At 70.2% G+C, this 16,503-nt stretch carries 22 protein-coding genes; 21 read left to right on the forward strand and 1 reads right to left on the reverse strand.

Annotated elements, in window-relative coordinates; translation table 11 throughout:
- The 20 genes from rplF to VGH85_15755 all read left to right on the forward strand — a co-directional run bounded on the left by rplF (position 1) and on the right by VGH85_15755 (position 13,805).
- Entirely contained in the window at positions 1–540 is a 540-nt protein-coding gene (rplF, locus tag VGH85_15660) for a 50S ribosomal protein L6 (GenBank protein HEY2175243.1), read from the forward strand.
- A gap of 3 nt (positions 541–543) precedes the next feature.
- Entirely contained in the window at positions 544–924 is a 381-nt protein-coding gene (rplR, locus tag VGH85_15665; protein HEY2175244.1) for a 50S ribosomal protein L18, read from the forward strand.
- A gap of 55 nt (positions 925–979) precedes the next feature.
- Positions 980–1,576 (forward strand): 30S ribosomal protein S5, encoded by a 597-nt coding sequence (rpsE, locus tag VGH85_15670; GenBank protein HEY2175245.1) that lies wholly within the window; start codon positions 980–982, stop codon positions 1,574–1,576.
- A 2-nt stretch (positions 1,577–1,578) separates the two neighbouring features.
- The gene (gene rpmD, locus VGH85_15675; protein ID HEY2175246.1) at positions 1,579–1,761 is read left to right on the forward strand and encodes a 50S ribosomal protein L30; all 183 of its coding nucleotides are present in this window, start codon (positions 1,579–1,581) and stop codon (positions 1,759–1,761) included.
- Between the two features lie 3 nt (positions 1,762–1,764).
- Positions 1,765–2,208, forward strand: coding sequence for a 50S ribosomal protein L15 (rplO, locus tag VGH85_15680; GenBank protein HEY2175247.1), 444 nt, complete (start codon positions 1,765–1,767; stop codon positions 2,206–2,208).
- A gap of 159 nt (positions 2,209–2,367) precedes the next feature.
- Entirely contained in the window at positions 2,368–3,675 is a 1,308-nt protein-coding gene (gene secY / locus VGH85_15685) for a preprotein translocase subunit SecY (protein ID HEY2175248.1), read from the forward strand.
- Between the two features lie 13 nt (positions 3,676–3,688).
- On the forward strand, positions 3,689–4,342 hold the full coding sequence (locus VGH85_15690) for an adenylate kinase (GenBank protein ID HEY2175249.1): 654 nt from the start codon (positions 3,689–3,691) through the stop codon (positions 4,340–4,342).
- 28 nt (positions 4,343–4,370) lie between these two features.
- Complete coding sequence (gene map / locus VGH85_15695; protein ID HEY2175250.1) at positions 4,371–5,174, forward strand: type I methionyl aminopeptidase; 804 nt, start codon at positions 4,371–4,373, stop codon at positions 5,172–5,174.
- Between the two features lie 6 nt (positions 5,175–5,180).
- Positions 5,181–5,660 (forward strand): DUF1707 domain-containing protein, encoded by a 480-nt coding sequence (locus VGH85_15700; protein HEY2175251.1) that lies wholly within the window; start codon positions 5,181–5,183, stop codon positions 5,658–5,660.
- Positions 5,657–6,154 (forward strand): GNAT family N-acetyltransferase, encoded by a 498-nt coding sequence (locus tag VGH85_15705; protein ID HEY2175252.1) that lies wholly within the window; start codon positions 5,657–5,659, stop codon positions 6,152–6,154. The genes VGH85_15700 and VGH85_15705 overlap by 4 nt, the downstream gene beginning before the upstream one ends.
- A 172-nt stretch (positions 6,155–6,326) precedes the next feature.
- Positions 6,327–6,548: a translation initiation factor IF-1 gene (infA, locus tag VGH85_15710; GenBank protein HEY2175253.1), complete on the forward strand. Its 222-nt coding sequence runs from the start codon at positions 6,327–6,329 to the stop codon at positions 6,546–6,548.
- A gap of 61 nt (positions 6,549–6,609) precedes the next feature.
- A complete protein-coding gene (gene rpmJ / locus VGH85_15715) occupies positions 6,610–6,723 on the forward strand; it encodes a 50S ribosomal protein L36 (protein HEY2175254.1) in 114 nt (37 codons plus the stop codon).
- Positions 6,724–6,867: 144 nt separating this feature from the next.
- Complete coding sequence (gene rpsM / locus VGH85_15720; GenBank protein HEY2175255.1) at positions 6,868–7,248, forward strand: 30S ribosomal protein S13; 381 nt, start codon at positions 6,868–6,870, stop codon at positions 7,246–7,248.
- Between the two features lie 72 nt (positions 7,249–7,320).
- Positions 7,321–7,728, forward strand: a complete 408-nt coding sequence (gene rpsK, locus VGH85_15725; protein HEY2175256.1) for a 30S ribosomal protein S11 — start codon at positions 7,321–7,323, stop codon at positions 7,726–7,728.
- Between the two features lie 22 nt (positions 7,729–7,750).
- Complete coding sequence (rpsD, locus tag VGH85_15730; GenBank protein ID HEY2175257.1) at positions 7,751–8,377, forward strand: 30S ribosomal protein S4; 627 nt, start codon at positions 7,751–7,753, stop codon at positions 8,375–8,377.
- A gap of 71 nt (positions 8,378–8,448) precedes the next feature.
- Positions 8,449–9,474 (forward strand): DNA-directed RNA polymerase subunit alpha, encoded by a 1,026-nt coding sequence (locus tag VGH85_15735; GenBank protein HEY2175258.1) that lies wholly within the window; start codon positions 8,449–8,451, stop codon positions 9,472–9,474.
- Positions 9,475–9,509: 35 nt separating this feature from the next.
- The gene (gene rplQ, locus VGH85_15740) at positions 9,510–10,184 is read left to right on the forward strand and encodes a 50S ribosomal protein L17 (GenBank protein ID HEY2175259.1); all 675 of its coding nucleotides are present in this window, start codon (positions 9,510–9,512) and stop codon (positions 10,182–10,184) included.
- Positions 10,181–11,047, forward strand: a complete 867-nt coding sequence (gene truA / locus VGH85_15745; GenBank protein HEY2175260.1) for a tRNA pseudouridine(38-40) synthase TruA — start codon at positions 10,181–10,183, stop codon at positions 11,045–11,047. The genes rplQ and truA overlap by 4 nt, the downstream gene beginning before the upstream one ends.
- 410 nt (positions 11,048–11,457) lie before the next feature.
- Positions 11,458–12,822, forward strand: a complete 1,365-nt coding sequence (locus VGH85_15750) for a hypothetical protein (protein ID HEY2175261.1) — start codon at positions 11,458–11,460, stop codon at positions 12,820–12,822.
- Between the two features lie 209 nt (positions 12,823–13,031).
- Positions 13,032–13,805, forward strand: coding sequence for a hypothetical protein (locus VGH85_15755; protein ID HEY2175262.1), 774 nt, complete (start codon positions 13,032–13,034; stop codon positions 13,803–13,805).
- Positions 13,806–13,815: 10 nt separating this feature from the next.
- Here VGH85_15755 and VGH85_15760 read toward each other — a convergent pair whose 3' ends face one another.
- Positions 13,816–14,643, reverse strand: a complete 828-nt coding sequence (locus VGH85_15760; protein ID HEY2175263.1) for a class I SAM-dependent methyltransferase — start codon at positions 14,641–14,643, stop codon at positions 13,816–13,818.
- Positions 14,644–14,724: 81 nt separating this feature from the next.
- Here VGH85_15760 and VGH85_15765 point away from each other — a divergent pair, with 81 nt between their 5' ends.
- The gene (locus VGH85_15765) at positions 14,725–16,347 is read left to right on the forward strand and encodes an ATP-binding cassette domain-containing protein (GenBank protein ID HEY2175264.1); all 1,623 of its coding nucleotides are present in this window, start codon (positions 14,725–14,727) and stop codon (positions 16,345–16,347) included.
- The last annotated feature ends 156 nt before the right edge of the window (positions 16,348–16,503 follow it).

Consider the following 16,503-nt stretch of genomic DNA (forward strand, 5'->3'; position numbering starts at 1 on the left):
ATGTCGCGAATCGGACGCATGCCCATCCCCGTGCCGGGCGGGGTCGACGTCGCGATCGACGGAGCGCAGGTCACGGTGAAGGGCCCGAAGGGTGAGCTCTCGCACACCGTCGTCACGCCGATCACCGTCGGCCGGGACGACGACGGCGCCGTGGTCGTCTCCCGACCCAACGACGAACGGGAGAGCCGGGCGTTGCACGGGTTGTCCCGGTCGCTCATCGCCAACATGGTCACCGGGGTCACCGACGGCTTCAGCAAGTCGCTCGAGATCGTCGGCACCGGCTACCGGGTGCAGGCCCGGGGGAGCAACCTCGAGTTCGCCCTCGGCTACAGCCACCCCGTGCCGGTCACGGCACCTGCCGGGATCACCTTCGAGGTGACCGCCCCGACCAGACTGACCGTCCGGGGTATCGACAAGCAGCAGGTCGGCGAGGTGGCCGCCAACATCCGCAAGCTGCGCCGGCCCGACCCTTACAAGGGCAAGGGCGTGCGCTACGCCGGCGAGGTCATCCGCCGCAAGGCCGGAAAGACAGGGAAGTAAGTGATGTCGACGCAGAGCAGCACCTCCGCGCGCCGCCGGGTCGCCCGGACCCGGCGCCATTTCCGGCTGCGCAAGAAGGTGGCCGGCACGACGACGCGGCCGCGTCTGGTGGTCAGCCGGTCCGCCCGCCACGTCTACGCCCAGGTGGTCGACGACAGCCACGGTGTCACGCTCGCGTCCGCGTCGACGTACCGCCTGGACACCGCCGCGCTCGGCGAGCACACCGACAAGACCGCGCAGGCCCGGCGGGTCGGTGAGCTCCTGGCGGAGCGCGCCAAGGCCGCCGGGATCGACCAGGTCGTCTTCGACCGGGGCGGCAACGCCTACCACGGGCGGGTCGCGGCAGTCGCCGAGGCCGCCCGCGCCGGTGGGCTGGAGTTCTGATGAGAGACCAGGTGAACATGATCGACACCGCACGCATGATGGAGAGGGACGCCTGATGCCGGGAACGCAGCGCCGCGGCGGGGGATCCGGTGACCGCCGGGACCGCCGCGACCGCCAGGGCGGGGCGGCCGCCGAGAAGAACGCCTACATCGAGCGCCTGGTGGCGGTGAACCGCGTCGCCAAGGTGGTCAAGGGCGGCCGGCGGTTCAGCTTCACCGCGCTGGTCATCGTCGGCGACGGCAACGGCATGGTCGGGGTCGGCTACGGCAAGGCCAAGGAGGTGCCGGCCGCGATCGCCAAGGGCGTCGAGGAGGGCAAGAAGAGCCTCTTCAAGGTCCCGCGGATCGGCGTCACCATCCCGCACCCGGTGCAGGGCGAGGCCGCCGCGGGCGTCGTGCTGCTCAAGCCGGCCAGCCCGGGAACCGGCGTCATCGCCGGCGGCCCGGTGCGTGCCGTGCTGGAGTGCGCCGGCATCCACGACGTGCTGTCGAAGAGCCTCGGGTCGTCCAACCCGATCAACATCGTGCACGCCACGGTCGCCGCGCTGCAGATGCTGGTGCGTCCGGAGGAGGTCGCGAGCCGTCGTGGGCTCCCCATCGAGGACGTCGCGCCCGCCGCCATGCTGCGGGCCCGTGCGGCCCAGGGGACGTGAACATGACCAGACTGAAGGTCACCCAGGTCAAGTCGACGATCGGGACCAAGCCCAATCACCGTGAGACGCTCCGCAGTCTCGGGCTCAAACGGATCCACGACGTCGTCGTCAAGGAGGACCGCCCGGAGATCCGCGGCATGGTCGCGACCGTGCCGCACCTGGTTGCGGTCGAGGAGGTCGAGTAAGGCATGACGATCAAGGTTCACCACCTCCGCCCCGCGCCGGGCGCGAAGACGCCGAAGAACCGGGTCGGGCGCGGCGGGGGATCCAAGGGCAAGACCGCCGGTCGTGGGACAAAGGGAACAAAAGCCCGCAACCAGGTGCCGGCCCGCTTCGAGGGCGGGCAGATGCCCATCCACATGCGGCTGCCGAAGCTCAGGGGCTTCACCAACCGGTTCGGCACCACCTTCCAGGTGGTCAACGCCGGTCGGCTCGGTCAGCTCTTCCCGGACGGCGGCACCGTCGGCCCGGCCGAGCTGGTCGCGGCCGGCGCCGTACGCCGGGGACAGCCGGTCAAGGTGCTCGGGACCGGTGATCTGGGCGGAGCGACCCTGCAGGTCAGCGCCCACGCCTTCTCCGACAGTGCCCGGACCAAGATCATCGAGGCCGGCGGAACAGTAACGGAGCTATAGCGAGCGCGGCCGCACGCTCGCGCGGCTGTTAGAGTCGCAGCTTAGGGTCCGTCTGGCTGTTTTTCGGCTGGGTCGGACCTTGCCGACCGACCCGCCGGCTGGGATTCCGGCCGTTACCGACGGGCGGGCCGAGTCCGGCCCGCCGGCGCAGGAGGATTCGTGCTTTCCGCGTTCGCAGCGGCGTTCCGGACGCCCGACCTGCGCAAGAAGCTGCTCTTCACGCTCGGGATGATCGCGCTCTACCGGTTCGGCGCGAGCGTGCCGACTCCGGGCGTCTCGACCCACAACATCAACACCTGCATCAACTTCGTCAACCAGGGCTCGAGCAAGAACGTCTACTCGCTGGTCAACCTGTTCAGCGGCGGGGCGTTGCTGAAGCTCTCGGTCTTCGCGCTCGGGATCATGCCGTACATCACGGCGAGCATCATCATCCAGCTGCTGGTCGTGGTGATCCCCCGGTTCGAGGCGCTGAAGAAGGAAGGCCAGTCCGGGCAGAACAAGCTCACCCAGTACACCCGTTACCTCACGGTCGGCCTGGCGATCCTGCAGTCCACCGGCGTGGTCGCGCTGGCCAAGAACAACCAGCTCTTCCAGGGCTGCCCGCAGTCGGTGCTCGCCGACCAGTCGATCTTCACGCTCGCGACCATGATCATCACGATGATGGCCGGAACCGCCGTCATCATGTGGCTGGCCGAGCTGATCACCGACCGCGGCGTGGGCAACGGCATGTCGGTACTGATCTTCACCGGCATCGCGGCCCGCATCCCGTCGGAGGGCAACGCGATCCTCAAGGGCGCCGGCGGGGTGATCTTCTTCTTCGTGTGCGTCCTCGGCCTGGCGATCATCACCGCCGTGGTCTACGTCGAGCAGTCCCAGCGCCGGATCCCGGTCCAATACGCCAAACGGATGGTCGGCCGCCGAATGTACGGCGGGACGTCGACCTACCTCCCGCTGAAGGTCAACCCGGCCGGCGTCATCCCGGTGATTTTCGCCTCCTCGCTGCTCTACATCCCGCAGCTGGTGAGCCAGCTCAACGGCAACGGCACCAGCACCATCAAGCGGTTCGTCGAGAACTACCTGGTCAAACAGAACAGCTATGTCTACATCCTGGTTTACTTCGCGCTGATCATCTTCTTCACCTACTTCTACGTGTCGATCACGTTCAACCCCGAAGAGCGGGCCGACGACATGAAGAAGTACGGCGGGTTCATCCCGGGCATCAGACCGGGACGGCCGACCGCCGAATACCTGTCCTTCGTGCTCTCCCGCATCACGCTGCCCGGATCGCTCTATCTGGGGATCGTGGCCGTCTTACCCAACTTCTTTTTGTCGATCACGCAGGGCAACAACCAGAACTTCCCCTTCGGCGGCACAGCTGTGCTCATCATGGTCGGTGTCGGGTTGGACACCGTGAAGCAGATCGAGAGCCAGTTGATGCAGCGCAACTATGAGGGATTCCTGCGCTAGTGAGGCCACACCAGTGAGGCTGGTACTGGTCGGGCCGCCCGGCGCGGGCAAAGGGACCCAGGCGCAGTTCATCGCGGCGCAGCTGGCGGTCCCGAAGATCTCCACCGGGGACATCTTCCGGGAGCACGTGAGCCAGGGCACCGAGCTCGGCATGGCCGCCAAGAAGTACATGGAGACCGGGGACCTGGTCCCGGACGAGGTCACCATCGCGATGGTCCGGGAGCGGCTCGGTGAGGACGACGCCGGCGACGGCTTCCTGCTCGACGGCTTCCCCCGCAACGTGCCGCAGGCCGAGACCCTCGATGAGATCCTCGCCGACATGGGTTCCGCCCTCAACGTCGTCCTCGAACTGGTGGTCGACGACGAGGAGGTCATCCGGCGGTTGTCCGGGCGGCGTACCTGCCGCAACTGCGGGCACATCTGGCACGTCGACTTCGACCCGCCGACCCGCGAGGGCAAGTGCGACGACTGCGGCGGCCAGCTGTTCCAGCGCGACGACGACAAGCCGGCCACCATCCAGCACCGGCTCGACGTTTACGCCGCGCAGACCGCACCCCTGATCGCGTTCTACGCTGAACATGGAGTGCTGGTCGGCATCGACGCCACCGGTCCGGTGGACGACGTCACCGAGCGGGCGATCGATGCGCTGCACCGGTACGGCGACTGAGGTGTTTCGGGGAAGGCGGCGGAGGCAAATGATCCAGATCAAGTCGGCCGACGAGCTGGCGCTGATGCGCCAAGCCGGGCTCGTGGTCGGCCGGACGCTGGACAAGCTCCGCGGTGCGGTGGCCGCGGGCGTGACCACCGAGGAACTCGACGATCTCGCCCACGAGTGCATCGTCGGCGAGGGCGCCACGCCGTCCTTCCTCGGCTACCGCGGCTTCCCGAAGACGATCTGCACCTCGGTCAACGAGGAGGTCGTGCACGGCATCCCGCGGCGGGACAAGCGGCTGCGCGACGGCGACATCATCTCGATCGACTGCGGGGCCATCGTCGACGGCTGGCACGGCGACTCCGCGATCACGGTCCCCGTCGGGCGGGCCAAGCCGGACCGGCTCGAGCTGATCCGGGTCTGTGAGGAGGCGATGTGGACCGTCTTCGCCCGGGCCCGGCTCGGCATGCGCATCCGTGACCTTGGCGCGATCGTCGAGGACGTGGTCCGGCCCACCGGGCTCGGCATCGTCGACTTCTACGGCGGTCACGGCATCGGCACCGAGATGCACCAGGACCCGCACGTGCTCAACCACAGCCGGGGCCCGCGCGGACCCCGCATCGTCGAGGGGATGGCGCTGGCGATCGAGCCGATGCTCACGCTCGGCGACCCGGCGACCCGGGAGCTCGCCGACGGCTGGACCGTGGTCACCCGCGACGGCTCTCTCGCGGGTCACGTCGAGCACACCTTCACGGTGACCGCGGACGGGCCGTGGGTGCTGACCGCCCTGGACGGGGGAGCCGCCAAGCTGGCCGAGTTCGGCGTCTCCGTGCCCGACCGGCGCTGATCGCCGATGACCGAGCCGACGCCGGACCCGACCGGGTCGCTGCGGGCCGGGGACGCCGACCGCAACGCGACGGTGGCCCGGTTGCAGGCCGCCTTCTCCGAGGGCCGGCTGGACCTGGTCGAGTTGGACGAGCGCACGGCGTCCGCCTACGCCGCCAAGACCCTCGGCGAGCTCAAGGAGCTGACCCGCGACCTGCCCGCCGGTGATGCCGCGCCGGCGCCGGGCACCGGGCAGGTGGCCGGTCGCCGGGCCGACGGTGCGCCGGTCAGCCGGCCCGCCGCCGCGGCGTCCCTGCTCAGCGGCTGGCTGGTCGGGGCGATGTCCGGCGTGGTCGGCATCAACCTGATCATCTGGGCCGGCGTCTGCCTGGCCAGCGGGCACTGGGTCTACCCGTGGTGGATCTGGGTGCTGGTCTTCTGCGTGATCGGCGGGGCGGGCGACGCTCGCCAGCGATCCGAGCGGCGACGCCGTCGCGACGGGTCATGACCCGGGCAACGGAAGCGTCCGTCGAGCTGCGCTGGGTGCGGCTGACCGACCCGGCGGCGCAGCCGCTGGTGCACGGGCTGTCGGGGGAGTACGCCGAGCGCTACGGGTCCAACGACGAGATGCAGGCCTTCGACCCGGCCGACTTCGGACCACCGGACGGCGCCTTCGTGCTCGTGGTCGAGGGAGGCCGGACGGTCGCCGGCGGCGGCATCCGCCGGTTGGACCCGTGCTGCGCCGAGCTGAAGCGGATGTGGACGGCTCCGACGCACCGCCGGCGGGGGCTGGCGCGGGTGGTGCTTGCGGCGCTCGAGGAGGCGGCCCGCGAACGCGGCTTCCGGCGGCTGCTGCTCGAGACCGGTCCGGCCCAGCCCGAGGCGATCCGGCTCTATCGCTCGGCCGGGTTCGAGTTGGTACCCGGTTACGGGCGATACCGGGACGATCCGGACGCCCTGAGCTATGCGAAGCACCTCGACGACGGGCAGGTTGGCGTGTGACCGGCTCGGCCCGTACACTCATGCGTTGGCGCCTGCGCTGTCTTTCGTCGTGCTGTGGCCGCACGATCGAGGACCGCCCTCTCTGGGCGTAGCCGCCGAGCTGCACCATCACACCGATGTCGTGAAGACCCGTCCAGGCGTGTCTCGCGGCCGATCCACGATTGCGGAGGATATGGCGAAGAAAGACGGAGCCATTGAGGTCGAAGGCCGAGTCGTCGAGCCGCTGCCCAACGCGATGTTCCGCGTTGAGCTGCAGAACGGGCACCGCGTCCTCGCCCACATCTCCGGAAAGATGCGGCAGCACTACATCCGCATCCTGCCGGAGGACCGGGTGGTCGTGGAGCTCTCGCCGTACGACCTGACTCGCGGTCGGATCGTCTACCGCTACAAGTGAGCCAGCTGTCGATCTCGATCTTGTCGGGCAGCAGCGTAAGGAACAGGAGTTGGCCTGCGCCGTGAAGGTGAAGCCGAGCGTCAAGAAGATCTGTGACAAGTGCAAGGTGATCCGTCGTAACGGGCGGGTCATGGTGATCTGCGACAACCTGCGGCACAAGCAGCGGCAGGGCTGACCCAGCACCGACACATCCGCGCGTCACCCGCCGTACGGCGGGCCACCCCCGGCACGGAGGCCGGGGCCCGGAACACAGGAGTTACCTCCTGGGACCGGGACGACGACGCGACAGACCTCCGCGAGCCAAGGAGCACACCGACAGATGGCACGCCTCGCCGGCGTCGACCTTCCCCGCGAGAAGCGGATGGAGGTCGCGCTCACCTACATCTACGGGATGGGCCGTACCCGGGCCCAGCAAACCCTCGCCGCGACCGGGGTGGACCCGGACCTGCGGTCCGGAGACCTCGGCGACGAGGATCTGGTCAAGCTGCGGGACTGGATCGACAGCAACTACCAGGTCGAGGGTGACCTGCGTCGGGAGATCGCCCAGGACATCCGCCGCAAGGTGGAGATCGGCTGCTACCAAGGCATCCGGCACCGCCGCGGGCTGCCCGTCCACGGCCAGCGCACGCACACCAACGCCCGGACCCGCAAGGGGCCGAAGCGGACGGTGGCCGGCAAGAAGAAGGTCGGCCGCAAGTAGCCGCAGCCAGGACACCGCTGATCCGGCAGCCCCGGCCAGCATCCCGAAACCTCGTTTGGAGTAGACGGCCACATGCCCCCGAAGACCCGCGCCGGCGCCGGCGCGAAGAAGACCCGGCGTCGGGAGAAGAAGAACATCGCGCACGGGCACGCGCACATCAAGAGCACCTTCAACAACACCATCGTGTCGATCACCGACCCGATGGGCAGCGTCATCTCCTGGGCGTCCGCCGGGCACGTCGGCTTCAAGGGTTCGCGGAAGTCGACGCCGTTCGCCGCCCAGATGGCCGCCGAGAGCGCGGCCCGCAAGGCGCAGGAGCACGGAATGCGCAAGGTCGACGTCTTCGTGAAGGGCCCGGGTAGCGGGCGCGAGACGGCGATCCGTTCGCTGCAGGCAGCCGGCCTGGAAGTCGGCACCATCCAGGACGTCACCCCGCAGCCGCACAACGGCTGCCGACCGCCGAAGCGTCGGCGGGTCTGAAGCCGGAGGAGAGACCGAAGTTATGGCGCGTTACACCGGTCCGGACTGCAAGCTGTGCCGCCGCGAGAAGATGAAGCTCTTCCTCAAGGGCGCGAAGTGCGAGAGTCCGAAGTGCCCGATCGAGATCCGGCCCTACCCGCCGGGCGAGCACGGTCGTGGCCGCAGCAAGGAGAGCGAGTACCTGCTCCAGCTCCGGGAGAAGCAGAAGGCCCGCCGGGTCTACGGCGTCCTGGAGAAGCAGTTCCGCGGCTACTACGACGAGGCCAACCGCCAGACGGGCAAGACCGGCGAGGTCATGCTGCAGATCCTGGAGAGCCGGCTCGACAACGTCGTGTACCGCGCGGGCTTCGCCAAGTCCCGGGACATGGCCCGTCAACTGGTCCGGCACGGGCACATCGTCGTCAACGGCCACAAGGTCGACATCCCGTCGTACCGGATCGGCGCGAACGACATCATCGAGGTCCGCGAGAGCTCGCGTGAGCTGACGCCGTTCGTGATCGCCCGCGCCGAGGCCGGGTCCCGCCCGGTGCCGCCGTGGATGGAGGTCATCACCAACCGGATGCGGGTCCTCGTGCACGCCCTGCCCGCGCGGCAGGTCATCGACACCCAGGTCCAGGAACAGCTGATCGTCGAGTTCTACTCGAAGTAGCACCATCGCGCGGGCATCCGCCTCGCGCGCTTGTCGGCCGTCATATAGCGGGCGGCCGGAAGGGAAACAACATGCTCATCACCCAACGACCCACACTGAGCGAGGAGACCGTCTCCGAGCACCGGTCGCGGTTCGTCATCGAGCCGCTCGAGCCGGGCTTCGGCTACACCCTCGGCAACTCGCTGCGCCGTACCCTGCTCTCCTCGATCCCCGGCGCGGCCGTCACCAGCCTGCGGATCGACGGCGTCCTGCACGAGTTCACCACCGTGCCGGGCGTCAAGGAGGACGTCACCGACCTCATCCTGAGCCTCAAGGAGCTCGTGGTCAGCTCCGAGTCCGACGAGCCGGTCACGATGTACCTGCGCAAGTCCGGTCCGGGCGAGGTCACGGCGGCCGACATCGCGCCGCCGGCCGGAGTCGAGGTGCACAACCCCGACATGCGGCTCGCGACGATCAACAAGAAGGGCCGGCTCGAGATCGAGCTGGTCGTCGAGCGCGGCCGGGGCTACGTCCCCGCCAGCCAGAACAAGCAGGCCGGCCAGGAGATCGGGCGGATCCCGATCGACTCGGTCTACTCGCCGGTGCTCAAGGTGACCTACCGCGTCGAGGCGACCCGGGTCGAGCAGCGCACCGACTTCGACAAGCTCATCGTCGACGTCGAGACCAAGCCGTCGATCAGCCCGCGCGACGCGCTGGCCAGCGCCGGAAAGACCCTGGTCGAGCTGTTCGGGCTGGCCCGCGAGCTCAACGTCGAGTCCGAGGGCATCGAGATCGGTCCCTCGCCGGCGGAGGTCGCCGACATCGCCAACTTCTCGATGCCGATCGAGGAGATGGAGCTCACGGTGCGGTCCTACAACTGCCTCAAGCGCGAGGGCATCCACACCGTGGGCGAGCTGGTCTCCCGCAGCGAGGCCGACCTGCTCGACATCCGCAACTTCGGCCAGAAGTCCATCGACGAGGTGAAGATGAAGCTCGCCTCGATGGCCTTGGCCCTCAAGGACAGCCCACCCGGATTCGACCCGTCGAAGGTCGTCGACAGCTACGGCACGGACGGATACGACGACGGCCAGGACTACGCCGAGACCGAGCAGCTCTGACGAGCTGACCGGACAGATCGAGGAGCGAGTGATACATGCCCACGCCTACCAGGGGTCATCGGCTCGGTAGCGGTCCCGCCCATCAGCGGCTGATGCTCGCCAACCTGGCGACATCGTTGTTCGAGCACGGCAGGATCACCACCACCGAGACGAAGGCCAAGCGGCTCCGGCCGCTCGCCGAGCGACTTGTCACCTTCGCCAAGCGGGGCGATCTGCACGCGCGCCGGCAGGTGATGACGGTCGTGCGCAACAAGGACGTGGTGCACCGCCTGTTCGCCGAGATCGGTCCGATGTACTCGGCCCGGCCGGGTGGATACACCCGGATCACCAAGCTCGGCCCGCGCAAGGGCGACAACGCCCCGATGGCCGTGATCGAGCTGGTCGAGGCCATGACCGTCGCCCAGCAGGCGGTCGGCGAAGGCGAGCGCGCCCGGGGCACCCGGTTTGCCGGGCGCCGTCGGCCCACCGGCGCGACCGCGGAGGCCGCGGAGGAGCTCGCTCCGGAGTCCGCGACGGCCGCAGCCGTCGCGGCGGAGGCGGCCGCTGCCGAAGACGAGTCCGACGGGGTCGTCGACGGGGCCTCCGATGGGGTCGTCGACGAGGCCACGGACGCGTCGATCGAGGACGCGGAAGACACCGAGGCCACGGAGGTCACGGAGGAGTCGGAGTCCACCGACGATCCGGACGAGCACAACAGCTCGGGCAGCTGACCGAGCCGCGACACGACGACGAGCCCGCCGATCCCGGCCACCGGGACGGCGGGCTCGTCCGTCTACGCCTCGACCTCGCCTACGACGGCGCCGGATTCTCCGGGTGGGCCCGCCAGCCCGGCCGGCGGACCGTGCAGAGCGAGGTCGAGCAGGCTCTCGCCCGGGTGCTCCGGGTCGACGCGGCCCTCACGGTCGCCGGCCGCACTGATTCGGGAGTGCACGCCCTCGGGCAGGTCGCCCACCTCGACGTGCCCGAGGCGGTCTGGTCGGGTCTCGGCGCGACCCTGCTGCGCCGGCTGGCGGGAGTGCTCCCGGACGACGTGCGGGTCACCGCCGTCGGACCGGCACCGCTGAGCTTCCACGCCCGCTACGGCGCGCTCTGGCGGCGCTATGCCTACCGGGTCACCGATGCCCGCTACGGCGCGATGCCGCTGCGGCGTACCGACACCCTCGCCTGGCCCCGCGACCTCGACGTCGCACGCATGGCCCGGGCCAGCGCCCTTCTGCTCGGCGAGCGCGACTTCGCGGCGTACTGCCGGCGCCGGGAGCGGGCCACCTCCGTGCGCGTCCTGGAGCGGTTCGCGTGGAGCCGCGACGCCGACGGTGTGCTGACCGCGACCGTGCAGGCCGATGCCTTCTGCCACCAGATGGTGCGCAGCCTCGTCGGTGCCGTCCTCGCGGTCGGTGACGGCCGCCAGGACGAGTCGTGGCCGGTGTCGCTGCTGGCCCGCACGGTCCGCGCGGACAGGGTTATCGTCGCCCCGGCCCACGCCCTGACCCTGCTGGCCGTCGGCTATCCCGCGGAAGACGACCTGGCCGCGCGGGCGGCCCGCACCCAGGGTCGGCGTTCCCCGGCGTACTGATCCAGCCGCGCCGGATCCGGCTGGGCAGATATGGGGCGCCCGGCGACCATCGCCGACCCGGCCAGCAGCGTCGACCTGTGCGGTACGGCGGGGCCGCCACCGCGGATCGTCGCTGCTCCCCCTAATCCCGAGCCCTAGGCTGCAGACGTCGGGCGCCCTGCGCGAAGAGTAGCAGCATTGCGACTCTAAGTATCCGGTCGCGCGGATGGCCCAGACGTCGCCGGCACCGGGCCGGGGACAGTCGCCCGCTCGCCCGAAATTCGCCGTGCACTTCGCTTTCGAGCGGGATGTGCCGCTGACCCAGCCCGAGGACCGGGCGATTCTCCGGGATCGTGTTTAACGATCAGTCACCAAGTCAATACACATAGTGAGTGGCCGACGGGGGGTTGGCCCACCATGGGGGCACCAAGATGAGGACATATCGAAGCGTCGGCGTGATCACGGCCGCCGTCGTGGCGGGTGCAGCGCTCACCCTGTCCACCACATTTGCCTCGGCAGGGGCCGGCAATCCGAACGCACCGTCGGGGTCTGCGACGCCGTCGAGCACCAAGACCGGGGTGGTGCATCTCAAGCCGACGGACGACTCGTTCATCACCCCGGGCCGGCCCACTCTGGTGAACGGAAACTCCAACCGGCTCACCTCGATGCCGGTCGGCGGGAAGTCCGGCTTCATGAGGTTCTCCGTCGCTGGGGTTCCGGCCGGGGCCACGATCTCCAAGGCGACCGTGGCGCTGGCTCGGCTGGGTGGTGACAACCTCCCCGCCCTCGACGCGTACCAGACAGCAACTACGTGGCATGAGGCAACACTCGACGCCGCCAACGCTCCGGCGCGGGGCAAGCTGGTCAGCACGTCTGTCGGCGGGCCGGCCGCGACGCTGAACCTCAAGGCGATAACACCGGTCGCCGGCGCCGTATCGGTCCGGCTGCAGTCGGTGCCCAAGGACTCAATCGCCCGGGTCGAGTCGTCGGAGTTCGTCGGCGCCGGTATCCCGTTGATGACGGTTACTTGGACCATGACGACGACGCCGACGTCGGCGTCGCTGCTGACCGGTGCGGATACGGCGCCCGGGCAGTTCGGCGCGGCCAACTCGACGATCGGACCGCTGCACGCCGTGCGGCTGTTCTACCCCGGCGCCCTGCCGGCCAACTACGGCAGGCTCGGCGTGCCCGCCGGTGTCAAGGCGTTCGTCTCGTACAAGTCGCCGAGCGCCAACACGGTGCCGTTCGCCAAATCCTGCCCGCCGGGCACCCGGATCATTTTCCACCACGAGCCGGAGAACGAGTACAACGGCAACGGCGCGGCATTCGTCGCGCAATACGACCAGCAGTACGCCGTGCTGAAGGCCGCCAACCCGGCGCTCATCGTCGGCATGGCCGCTATGTCCTACCAATACACCACCGGCCGGTACGGGCACAGCGGCAGCTACCTTCCCGCAGCCAGCCACGTCGACTTCTACGCCGTGGACACCTACGAGGCGAAGCCCACCGGGAAGGGACTGGCCACCGACGCGCCGTTCATGGGCTGGTACAACCTGGTCAAGGGCCGCGGCAAGCCGCTGGTGTTCGCCGAGTACGGCGTCGGCGTCAACCCGCCCGGAGCCAGCGACAAGTATTCGGCCCAGCGGGCCACCACCTTCAAGGCCGACAAGACGTGGATCGCCGCGCACCCCGCCTTCAACACGGTTCTGTACTGGTACAACACCGGAGCCCGGGGCGACTGGCGCTTCCACGACGCCGGATCGATAGCTGCCTGGAGGGCGATCGCGAACATGTAGGCGACATCGCGTCGGGCCCTCACGGGCCCGGCGCGGGCCGACGACCCGGACCCAGTCCTCGTGGGGGAAGACTGGACCCGGGTCTTCTGCTGTGCCGGCAGAAGACCCGTTCGCAGATGTCATCCGATGTCCGCTCTTGAGGACGTATAGTCCCGGAGGGTTACGCGGGCAGGAATGCCCCCGCGCAGCGGCACGGTGAACGGGGGGCCATGACTGCGGGCAAGGATGGCGCGTCCCCGCCGGTCGGCGCACCACGGCCGCGGGAGCACCCGGGTCAGGATCTCGGCTGGTCGGCGGCCAGCTACCACGCCGAGGTGGACAAGCTCTCCCGGACCCTGGCCGGACTGACCGTCGAGGACTGGGCCGTCGCAGACGAGCACGGCCGTACCGTCCGGGCGCTGCTCGACGATCTCCTGCTGCTCGAATACACCCACACCACGCGGCTCGCGCAGATCGGCAGTGGCGCCGCGGCGCAGGCCCGGGTGCGCTACATCCGACACTCTCATCGCGCCGACCCGCCGGCCGTCGGCCGGGCGGGGACGCTCGGTTGGGCCGAACAGATCGGGATCACCGAACTCGAGCTCGCGCACGCGCACCGGGTGCTGGTGAGCCGGCTGCTGCAGACCAGCCTCACCGCCGAGGCGATCCGGGCGCTCACCCTGCGCCCGTCCGACCCGTTGCCGTCCGCCGACCTGCACGGCGTGCTCGACGTCGTCATCCACCGGCTCGCTCCCGACCTCTTCATCGACAGCGGTCGGGGTCCGCGCCGGGTGGAGATCCGGTTGAGCGGTCCGGGCGGCGGGCACTGGGTCCTCGGCCCGCCGCAGGAGCCCGTCAGCGTCGCCATCTCGGCCGCGGCCGGGGACTTCGCGCTTCTCGTCGGGCGCCGGGTCACGGTCGAGGCGATGCCCAAGGTATTCGAGGGCGACGCCGACCTCGGCGGCCGCCTGCTCGCCGCCGTACCCGAGTTCGCCAGTACCTGACCGACGGCGGTCAGGACCCGGTCCCGTCCCAGCGCATCGTCACCACCTCGCGCCCGGACGAGCCGAGGTCCGGCGGACTCGCCGGGTCGACGCCGCCCGCGCGGAGCACATCCGCCAGGTCGCCCTGCGCGCTGCGGGGCAGGCACAGCCGGCGCCTGGTCACCTCGACCATGCCGGCGAAGGTCGCGTACTCGCGTTCGGCCGGGCGCCGCCACCGGGTGGTCGCCGGCCGGATCCCCAGCTCGGTGAGCGCGGCCAGGCAGTCCTGCGCGGTCGGGCCTTCCGGCCGGGCGATGCCATGGAAGTGCTGCCAGAGCGGATTGAGCGAGGTCAGCGGATGGCGCGCGGCAATCTCGACGACCACCCGTCGCCGGGCACGGTCGGTCAGCGCGCCGACGAAGGGGGCGAGGTCCGGCACGTTGTAGAGCACATTCGCGCACACCACCACATCGGCCGTACCTGCCGCGCCCGCCGACTCCGGCCACTGCCCGGGCAGCAGCCGTGCCGCCACGCCCAGTCGGGACGCCCGTTCGCCGAAGCGGGCCAGGAGGTCCGGGTCGGGATCCACCGCGGTGACCGCGTCGACCGCGACCCGCCCCACCAGGGGCAGGCTCGCCGCCCCGGCGCCGGCGCCCACGTCGAGGACGGTTCCCGGCGTCGTCAGCGCGGCGGCCGCCTCGTCGTACGTCGCCCCCGACGGCGCGGCGATCGTGCGGTCGGCCCGCCGCGCGAACACCTCGCCGGGCAGCACCCAGGGCGAGTCCTCGGCCCCGTCGAGGATCGCCTGCGGGATCGTCCATGCCGCGAGGCTGTCGGCCCACGCCTGCGTCGCGCTCACGCCACCGCCCTTCCGACCGTGAGCGACCCTAACCCGCTTAATCGGATGCGGGCGGGGAGCAACGGTCGCGAGACTGCAGGTATGGGTTACGTCGACGTCGCGCACGTCTCGTTCGTCCTGCCGGACGGACGGGTCCTGCTCGACGACGCGTCGTTCCGGGTGGGCGACGGGCGGAAGGTCGCGCTGGTGGGGGCCAACGGCGCGGGAAAGACCACGCTGCTCCGGGTCATCGCCGGGGATGTCACGCCGAGTTCGGGGACGGTCGCGCGGGCCGGCGGGCTCGGCGTCATGCGGCAGTTCATCGGCAGCGTCGCGGACGACAGCACGGTGCGCGACCTGCTGAGCTCCCTCGCGGCACCGGCCGTGCGGGCGGCCGGCGAGCGGCTGGCCCGGGCGGAGCGCCGGCTGGCCGGCGGTGACGAGACCGCGCAGCTGCGCTACGCCGACGCCCTGGTGGCCTGGGGCGACGCCGGCGGGTACGACGCCGAGGTGCTGTGGGATACCGCGACCGTCGCCGCACTGGGCCAGCCCTGGGACGTCGCCGCCGCCCGGCCGGTGCGCCAACTCTCCGGCGGCGAGCAGAAGCGACTCGCACTCGAGGCGCTGCTGCGGGGCACGGACGAGGTGCTGCTGCTCGACGAGCCGGACAACTACCTCGACGTCGCGGGCAAGCGGTGGCTCGAGGACGAGCTGCGCGCCACCCTCAAGACCGTCCTGTTCGTCAGCCACGACCGGGCTCTGCTCGACCGCACCGCGCAACGGATCGTGACGGTCGAGGCCCACACGACCTGGGTGCACGGCGGCGGTTTCGCCTCCTACCACGACGCCCGCGCCGACCGGGTGGCCCGCCTCGACGAGCTGCACCGCCGCTGGAACGAGGAGCACCAACGGCTCAAGGACCTCGTCCGAACCCTGCAGCAGCAGGCGAAGAACAGCGACGCCATGGCGGCGCGGTACAAAGCCATGCAGACTCGGCTGGCGAAGTTCGAAGAAGTCGGCCCGCCGCCCGAACGGCCCCGCGAGCAACATGTGCGGGTGCGGCTGCGCGGCGGCCGGACCGGTATGCGGGCGCTCACCTGCACAGGGCTCGAACTCGACGGCCTGACCGACCCCTTCGACCTCGAGGTGTTTTACGGCGAGCGGGTCGCCGTCGTCGGCCCCAACGGCTCCGGCAAGTCGCATTTCCTGCGCCTGCTCGCCGGCGGCGCGGTCGGGCACGCCGGAGGCTGCAAGCTCGGCGCCCGGGTCGTCCCGGGGCTGTTCTCGCAGACCCACGAGCACCCCGAGCTGAGCGGGCGGGCGCTGGTCGACATCCTGTGGCGCGGCGAGGGCGACCGGACCGGGCTGGACCGCGGCCGGGCGATCGCCGCGCTGCGCCGCTACGAACTGCACGGTCAGGCCGACCAGCCGTTCGACACGCTGTCCGGAGGCCAGCAGGCGAGGTTCCAGATCCTGTTGCTGGAGCTGTCCGGAGCGACCATGTTGCTGCTCGACGAGCCCACCGACAACCTCGACGTCGCGAGCGCCGACGCCCTCGAAGACGGGCTGGCGTCCTACGACGGCACGGTGCTGGCGGTCACCCACGACCGGTGGTTCGCGCGCGGTTTCGACCGGTACGTCGCGTTCGCCGACGACGGCTCCGTGGTCGAGTCCGACCGGCCGGTCTGGGAGCCGGGCGATCTCCCGGCAGTCGGGTCGCGGTAGCCGGCGCAGCCATGGCCGGGCTGCCCGCTTTGACCCCGCCTGCGCCCAGCCGGTATCGTCAACGGTCGGTGTGCGCGACGCTCGGGCGTCGACCGGCACACATTCGATAGGCACATGCGATAGGCACCACATTCCACCCGACGATGAGAAGGCGAC

Source organism: Mycobacteriales bacterium (assembly GCA_036497565.1).
GTDB lineage: Bacteria > Actinomycetota > Actinomycetes > Mycobacteriales > QHCD01 > DASXJE01.

Bases quoted from the DNA above. Each gene is read 5' to 3' on its own strand.
- rplF (HEY2175243.1), top strand. From the start codon at position 1: ATGTCGCGAATCGGACGCATGCCCATCCCCGTGCCGGGCGGGGTCGAC.
- rplR (HEY2175244.1), top strand. From the start codon at position 544: ATGTCGACGCAGAGCAGCACCTCCGCGCGCCGCCGGGTCGCCCGGACC.
- rpsE (HEY2175245.1), top strand. From the start codon at position 980: ATGCCGGGAACGCAGCGCCGCGGCGGGGGATCCGGTGACCGCCGGGAC.
- rpmD (HEY2175246.1), top strand. From the start codon at position 1,579: ATGACCAGACTGAAGGTCACCCAGGTCAAGTCGACGATCGGGACCAAG.
- rplO (HEY2175247.1), top strand. From the start codon at position 1,765: ATGACGATCAAGGTTCACCACCTCCGCCCCGCGCCGGGCGCGAAGACG.
- map (HEY2175250.1), top strand. From the start codon at position 4,371: ATGATCCAGATCAAGTCGGCCGACGAGCTGGCGCTGATGCGCCAAGCC.
- VGH85_15700 (HEY2175251.1), top strand. From the start codon at position 5,181: ATGACCGAGCCGACGCCGGACCCGACCGGGTCGCTGCGGGCCGGGGAC.
- VGH85_15705 (HEY2175252.1), top strand. From the start codon at position 5,657: ATGACCCGGGCAACGGAAGCGTCCGTCGAGCTGCGCTGGGTGCGGCTG.
- infA (HEY2175253.1), top strand. From the start codon at position 6,327: ATGGCGAAGAAAGACGGAGCCATTGAGGTCGAAGGCCGAGTCGTCGAG.
- rpsM (HEY2175255.1), top strand. From the start codon at position 6,868: ATGGCACGCCTCGCCGGCGTCGACCTTCCCCGCGAGAAGCGGATGGAG.
- rpsK (HEY2175256.1), top strand. From the start codon at position 7,321: ATGCCCCCGAAGACCCGCGCCGGCGCCGGCGCGAAGAAGACCCGGCGT.
- rpsD (HEY2175257.1), top strand. From the start codon at position 7,751: ATGGCGCGTTACACCGGTCCGGACTGCAAGCTGTGCCGCCGCGAGAAG.
- VGH85_15735 (HEY2175258.1), top strand. From the start codon at position 8,449: ATGCTCATCACCCAACGACCCACACTGAGCGAGGAGACCGTCTCCGAG.
- rplQ (HEY2175259.1), top strand. From the start codon at position 9,510: ATGCCCACGCCTACCAGGGGTCATCGGCTCGGTAGCGGTCCCGCCCAT.
- VGH85_15750 (HEY2175261.1), top strand. From the start codon at position 11,458: ATGAGGACATATCGAAGCGTCGGCGTGATCACGGCCGCCGTCGTGGCG.
- VGH85_15755 (HEY2175262.1), top strand. From the start codon at position 13,032: ATGACTGCGGGCAAGGATGGCGCGTCCCCGCCGGTCGGCGCACCACGG.
- VGH85_15765 (HEY2175264.1), top strand. From the start codon at position 14,725: ATGGGTTACGTCGACGTCGCGCACGTCTCGTTCGTCCTGCCGGACGGA.